6 protein-coding genes and 1 pseudogene are annotated in these 4,552 nt (G+C 66.3%); 1 reads left to right on the forward strand and 6 read right to left on the reverse strand.

What is annotated here, in order from left to right; genetic code table 11:
• Positions 1–102 precede the first annotated feature (102 nt).
• The 6 genes from AOK16_RS22450 to AOK16_RS22470 all read right to left on the reverse strand — a co-directional run bounded on the left by AOK16_RS22450 (position 103) and on the right by AOK16_RS22470 (position 4,210).
• On the reverse strand, positions 103–759 hold the full coding sequence (locus tag AOK16_RS22450; RefSeq protein ID WP_055473979.1) for an HAD family hydrolase: 657 nt from the start codon (positions 757–759) through the stop codon (positions 103–105).
• A 9-nt stretch (positions 760–768) separates the two neighbouring features.
• A complete protein-coding gene (locus AOK16_RS22455) occupies positions 769–1,440 on the reverse strand; it encodes a contact-dependent growth inhibition system immunity protein (protein ID WP_055473980.1) in 672 nt (223 codons plus the stop codon).
• Between the two features lie 18 nt (positions 1,441–1,458).
• Complete coding sequence (locus AOK16_RS22460; RefSeq protein WP_055473981.1) at positions 1,459–2,718, reverse strand: RNase A-like domain-containing protein; 1,260 nt, start codon at positions 2,716–2,718, stop codon at positions 1,459–1,461.
• Positions 2,718–3,035 (reverse strand): WXG100 family type VII secretion target, encoded by a 318-nt coding sequence (locus AOK16_RS22465; RefSeq protein ID WP_055473982.1) that lies wholly within the window; start codon positions 3,033–3,035, stop codon positions 2,718–2,720. Before AOK16_RS22465 ends, AOK16_RS22460 begins: the two co-directional genes overlap by 1 nt.
• A 114-nt stretch (positions 3,036–3,149) precedes the next feature.
• Positions 3,150–3,347 carry a DUF397 domain-containing protein gene (locus tag AOK16_RS26120; RefSeq protein ID WP_079101664.1) on the reverse strand — a complete coding sequence of 66 codons (198 nt, stop codon included), beginning with the start codon at positions 3,345–3,347 and terminating at the stop codon, positions 3,150–3,152.
• A gap of 11 nt (positions 3,348–3,358) precedes the next feature.
• On the reverse strand, positions 3,359–4,210 hold the full coding sequence (locus tag AOK16_RS22470; protein WP_055473983.1) for a helix-turn-helix domain-containing protein: 852 nt from the start codon (positions 4,208–4,210) through the stop codon (positions 3,359–3,361).
• 138 nt (positions 4,211–4,348) lie between these two features.
• On the opposite strand from AOK16_RS22470, the pseudogene AOK16_RS27780 reads away from it, so the two are divergent.
• Positions 4,349–4,552: pseudogene (locus tag AOK16_RS27780) on the forward strand (hypothetical protein); the annotation flags it as partial.

Genomic DNA, 4,552 nt, shown 5'->3' on the forward strand with positions numbered 1-4,552 from the left:
CGGTGGCGAGCCCGGGGCCGTAAAGGCCGGTGGCGAGCCCGGGGCCGCTTGGCCGCGCCTCAGCGACGGGTAGGGTGCGCCGCCGGACTCGCACACCCCCCACTACTCCCCCACCAACGCAGGCAGTTCAGTGAGCGATCCGATGTGCCAGTCAGCCGCCGCGGCCTCCGGTGCGTCCGCCCAGAGGTGTCCCCAGGGCCCGCGGCGGATGTGCGCCACGCGCAGCCCCGCCGCCTTCGCGGGGCCCACGTCGTTGGCGGGGTGGTCGCCCACGTACAGGACCCGCCCCGGCTCCGTACCCGCGAGCCCGGCGACGCGCTCGTAGAAGGCCCGCTCCGGCTTGGCCACGCCCCACTCCCCCGAGGTGGCGATCGCGTCGGCGGGCAGGTCGAGCGCGCGCAGCGACTCGGCTGCGCGCGCACTCTGGTTCCCGGCGACCACGACCCGTACGCCGGCCCGCCGCAGCCGCGTGAGCACGGGCCGCACGTCCGGATACAGGTCTCCCTCCTCCAACCGCTCCCCGCTCCCGGCCGCTTCCCGCGCCGCGTACTCGGCCGCGACGCCCGTCCCCGGCCTCGCGAGCCGAATCGCCTCGTGAGCGTCGCCACCCCGCGCCACAACGGCCCCGACCAGCACGGCCAACGTGTGCCGCGACACCCCGATCCAGTCGGCCCAGTCCCCCCAGTACCGGTCGTCCCGCACCAACGTCTCCCCCACGTCGAACGCGACAGCTTCGATGCCGGACGCAGCTTCGGTCATGAGGAAATCCTAGTTCTCGATCCTCCGGTCGAAGAGGACTGAGATGTCCGTGAGCCATTGGCGGAGTGGAACACCCTTGGGGGAATAGACCTCAAGCCCGAGAGTTTGGGCAGCTCGGCCGAGTTCCTGATCGGTTCCGATCAACGACAAGAAAGCACGGATCTGATCAGCGGCTTGCCGGATATCGGCTGTCGAGGCGCCGGAAAGGTAGTCGTCCAAGGCTTCTTGGTGGGAGTCGTAATCGAGCGAGAAGTCCTGATGGAAGTAGGCACCGAGCAGTTGGTGCAACTCCGGAAATCGGGCTCTCCACTCCCAGGAGGTCTCCGGCGCCGTGAACTGCACCAGGAATTCACCGTCGCCCATCCGCACGAGATGGTCACGAATGACGCGAAGACACTGCTCGACAGTTACTCCCGCGGGCGGTTCGATGTGTGGAAGCAGATCGACGTCGTCTGCGATCTCCTCGCTGAACAGCCCGATGCGGAGAAGGTCGTCGATCTCCCTGAGGACCAGTTCGAGTCGGTCCGGCGAGTCGTGCGCCAGGCGTGCATAGGCCTGGAGGGCGGGGCCCGGCCGGTCGGCTGTGTCCGTGAAGATGTAGCCGTCCGACGCGTAGGAGTCGAGGAGCTCATGGAGAGCCGGGAACCGCTCATAGGCCGCAAGGTCTCGGGGGTGGCTCATAGTCAGTCCTCTGCAGTCCTAGGAGACGGGAAACGACGTTTGGATACGGAACCCGCTTTCCATGTCGGGATCGCGTCGAAGAACGACTCTGATGCCGTTTACGTCGTGCGGCCCCGTACCTCGTAGGAAATCTTCGCGAGACAGGCTGCGGCCGGTGACCTCCTCAAACTGTACCTCGATGACCTTCGACGGACTCTTTCCGCCGTCCAGCCACCTGCCGACCTCACTTTGTTTGTCCAGTATCGCGGCATCCGCAAAACGCTGAGCGGAGGCCTCATCGAGGAAGCTGGAACTGCCGGTAATGGTCGGATCCGTGCGCAGTCGCGCCCGTAGTTCAGCGTCGGCCTTACCGACATGCCTGTCGATCGTATGCGCGCCCTTGGCTCCCTCGTCGCCTTTCAGGTCCGCTCGGTGCTTGGGGCTGACGGCCCCCTTGCGTTTGCCTCGGGGCCAGGCGTTCCAGTCGCCTTCGCGTAGGAGCGGTCTTCCTGCGGGGCCGATAGGCACAACGTCGTGCGGTGCCAGCAGGGTTGGGGGACGGAGATTGAGGTTGACACCGGTCAGTGCTTCTTTGAAGCCGCCCGTGTCCTGGATGGACTTGTATGCGCTGGCGGCGCCGGTCAAGGTGCCGCCGAGGAGGGCGCCGTAGAAGCCTGCTTCTTGGGCCTGTTGGAGGTCGAAGCCGTCCTGGAGGCCGGTTTTGATGCGGAGGGGTTGGGCGACGGCGAGTTCGACGGTGACGGATTCGATGCCGCCGAAGCAGACACCGACCATCGTGGTGGCGGCGATCTGGGCAATGCCGGTGGAGACGGACACACCGAGAGTGGCGGCGAGTTCCACGATGGTGGCTGTGGCGGTTGCCGCCGCTCCAGCCGCCAGGCCCGCCGTGGCTACCGACAGGCCGATACCCGCGGCGATGACCGCGGCAGCGATCTCCAGCTGCGTGTCGATCCGGCTCTTGACGCCGCCGATGTCGTCGGCGTAGTCGTCCAGCGCCTTGGCCATGGCACGGGCCGAGTCCTCCAGATCCGGCAGCCAGCCCGCACCCCGGCGCACATACCGCCGCCAGAACTCGTCGAAGGCCTCAATCGAAGCACCGGAGTTGTGCTCAATGACATCCTGAGCGCTACGGTGCGCCGCGCCGGTGATCTCGTGAACCGCGTCGGCGAACGTACGCCACGCGGCGGCAGCTTCACGTAATCGGCCTTCGTCCGCGTCCGGCCACCACATACCCAGCGACTCGACCAAGTACTCCTTGGTCTCCTCGAACGCCCCCATCAACGCCCACCCCGGGAGTCATGCGGCTTGAACATACCCTCGGTCAACGCCTCGTTGCCGGCATGCCCTTCGGCCATCTTCTTCATGGCGAGATGGATGCTGGCCAAGCCCTCGACAAGAACGCCGACAGACTGCTCGATCGCGGCCCAGTTCGGCGCGTAGGCGTTCTCGAACTCCCTGCCCTGCTCATCACCACCCCACGGCGCGCCCAGATTGTCGAGCGTGGTCCTCAAGGTCTGCGCGGCCTGGCGCAGCGCCTCGCTCTGATGCTGAAAGGTCGGTGCGGACGACTGTAAGTCGGCCGTCGATATGTCCATGACCCTTCGGTTGCCGCCCACCCTGGGCCTCCCCCGCTCGTATGACGTGGTCGCCGTCGAATCGACGGTACCTCAGTGATCGGCAACGCCGCCCGCGGGCCGGAAGCCAGTGGCTCAGCGGGTCAGATGGTCGAACTCGCCCGCCTTCGCGGCGCGTATGAGGGCCCCGAGGGCGGTTGGGGTTGTGGTGACGATGACATCCGGCGCTTCGCTTTCGCGGAGACGGATCGCTCCGTCGGGGGCGGCGGCAAGGTTGATGCAGTTGTTCCCCTCCTGACAGTAGGAGGACTTATGCCATTCCAGGGTGGACAAGGTTGTGCCTTTCACAGTGTTTTCGCGACGTGGTGAATGAAGTCGCGGGACTCGCTCGCCTCAAGCGCGAGGGACTCGAGTCGGTCGAGAATGCTGCGGTACTTCCCCAACTGGGCTTCCGCGTCCAGGAACGCGAGTCCGTGTGCCGCATCGAGCTGCACGGTGTCCAACTGGGGCACGGGACCGAACGCGTAGAGGACCGTCTGACCGGGGCCTGGGAACGCACCCGCCTCGAAGGGGAGGACGAGGACAGTGATGTGGTCGCGCTCGCCCATCTCGGCGATGTGGCGAAGCTGCGCCCGTACAACCGCCTTACCGCCGAACTGCATACGCAGAGCCGCCTCGTGGATGATCGCGGTGTACTCCAGAGGCTGGTCCCGATCCAGGACGACTTGGCGTTTCATGCAGTGGGAGACACGATGCTCCAGCTCGTGGGGCGGCAGCTCGGGCACGGCCTGCTGAAAGAGCGCTCGTGCGTGGTCGGCCGTCTGCAGGAGACCCGGCAAGGTGGCCGTCTGGGACGTGCGCAACTTCACGGCGTGGTGTTCCAGTTCGGCCAGGTCCAGGAATCCGGTCGGCAGGACACCCTGGTACTCCTCCCACCAACGGTGAGTGCGGCGCCCTGTCATCGCGGCGAGCGCATCGATGAGTGCTTGATCCGCGCAGTCGTATTGGCAGGCGATCGCGCGCACCCGTTCCGCACTCAATCCCACGCGGCCGGTTTCGATGCTGCTGACCTTCGCACGGTCGACCCCGAGCATGGACGCGGCTTCGGCGGCAGAAAGCCCAGCGCGCTCACGGAGTTTGCGCAGCTCAACTCCCAGACGCTGCTGACGGGGCGTAGGGGAACTTCTCGGTGGCATGGGCCTCTCTCCTCGATCGAACACAGTCTGCCGTCGTCAACCCAGAAGATCCAGGGAGTACTAGTTCCACGAAGTCGGTAGCACCTGTACCCCCAATCCTCTACGGTGTGTGTCACGCCACTCACACTGCGTGCGAGCGTGAGCGGAAGCGCACCGCGCTCTCTTCATGCCTACTGCCCCGGCACGGGCGTGCCTTATGACGCGCGGCAGAGCCACCGTTCCAGCCACCACGCGGACGTCAACTCCTCCAAGAATCAGGAGACTCGCATGACCAGCGAACCCCCGCAGACACCCGCATGGGACTACACCCTCCATATCCCCCACGACCCCCTCGCCCCGCGC

Source organism: Streptomyces pathocidini, from assembly GCF_001418495.1.
Classification (GTDB): domain Bacteria; phylum Actinomycetota; class Actinomycetes; order Streptomycetales; family Streptomycetaceae; genus Streptomyces; species Streptomyces pathocidini.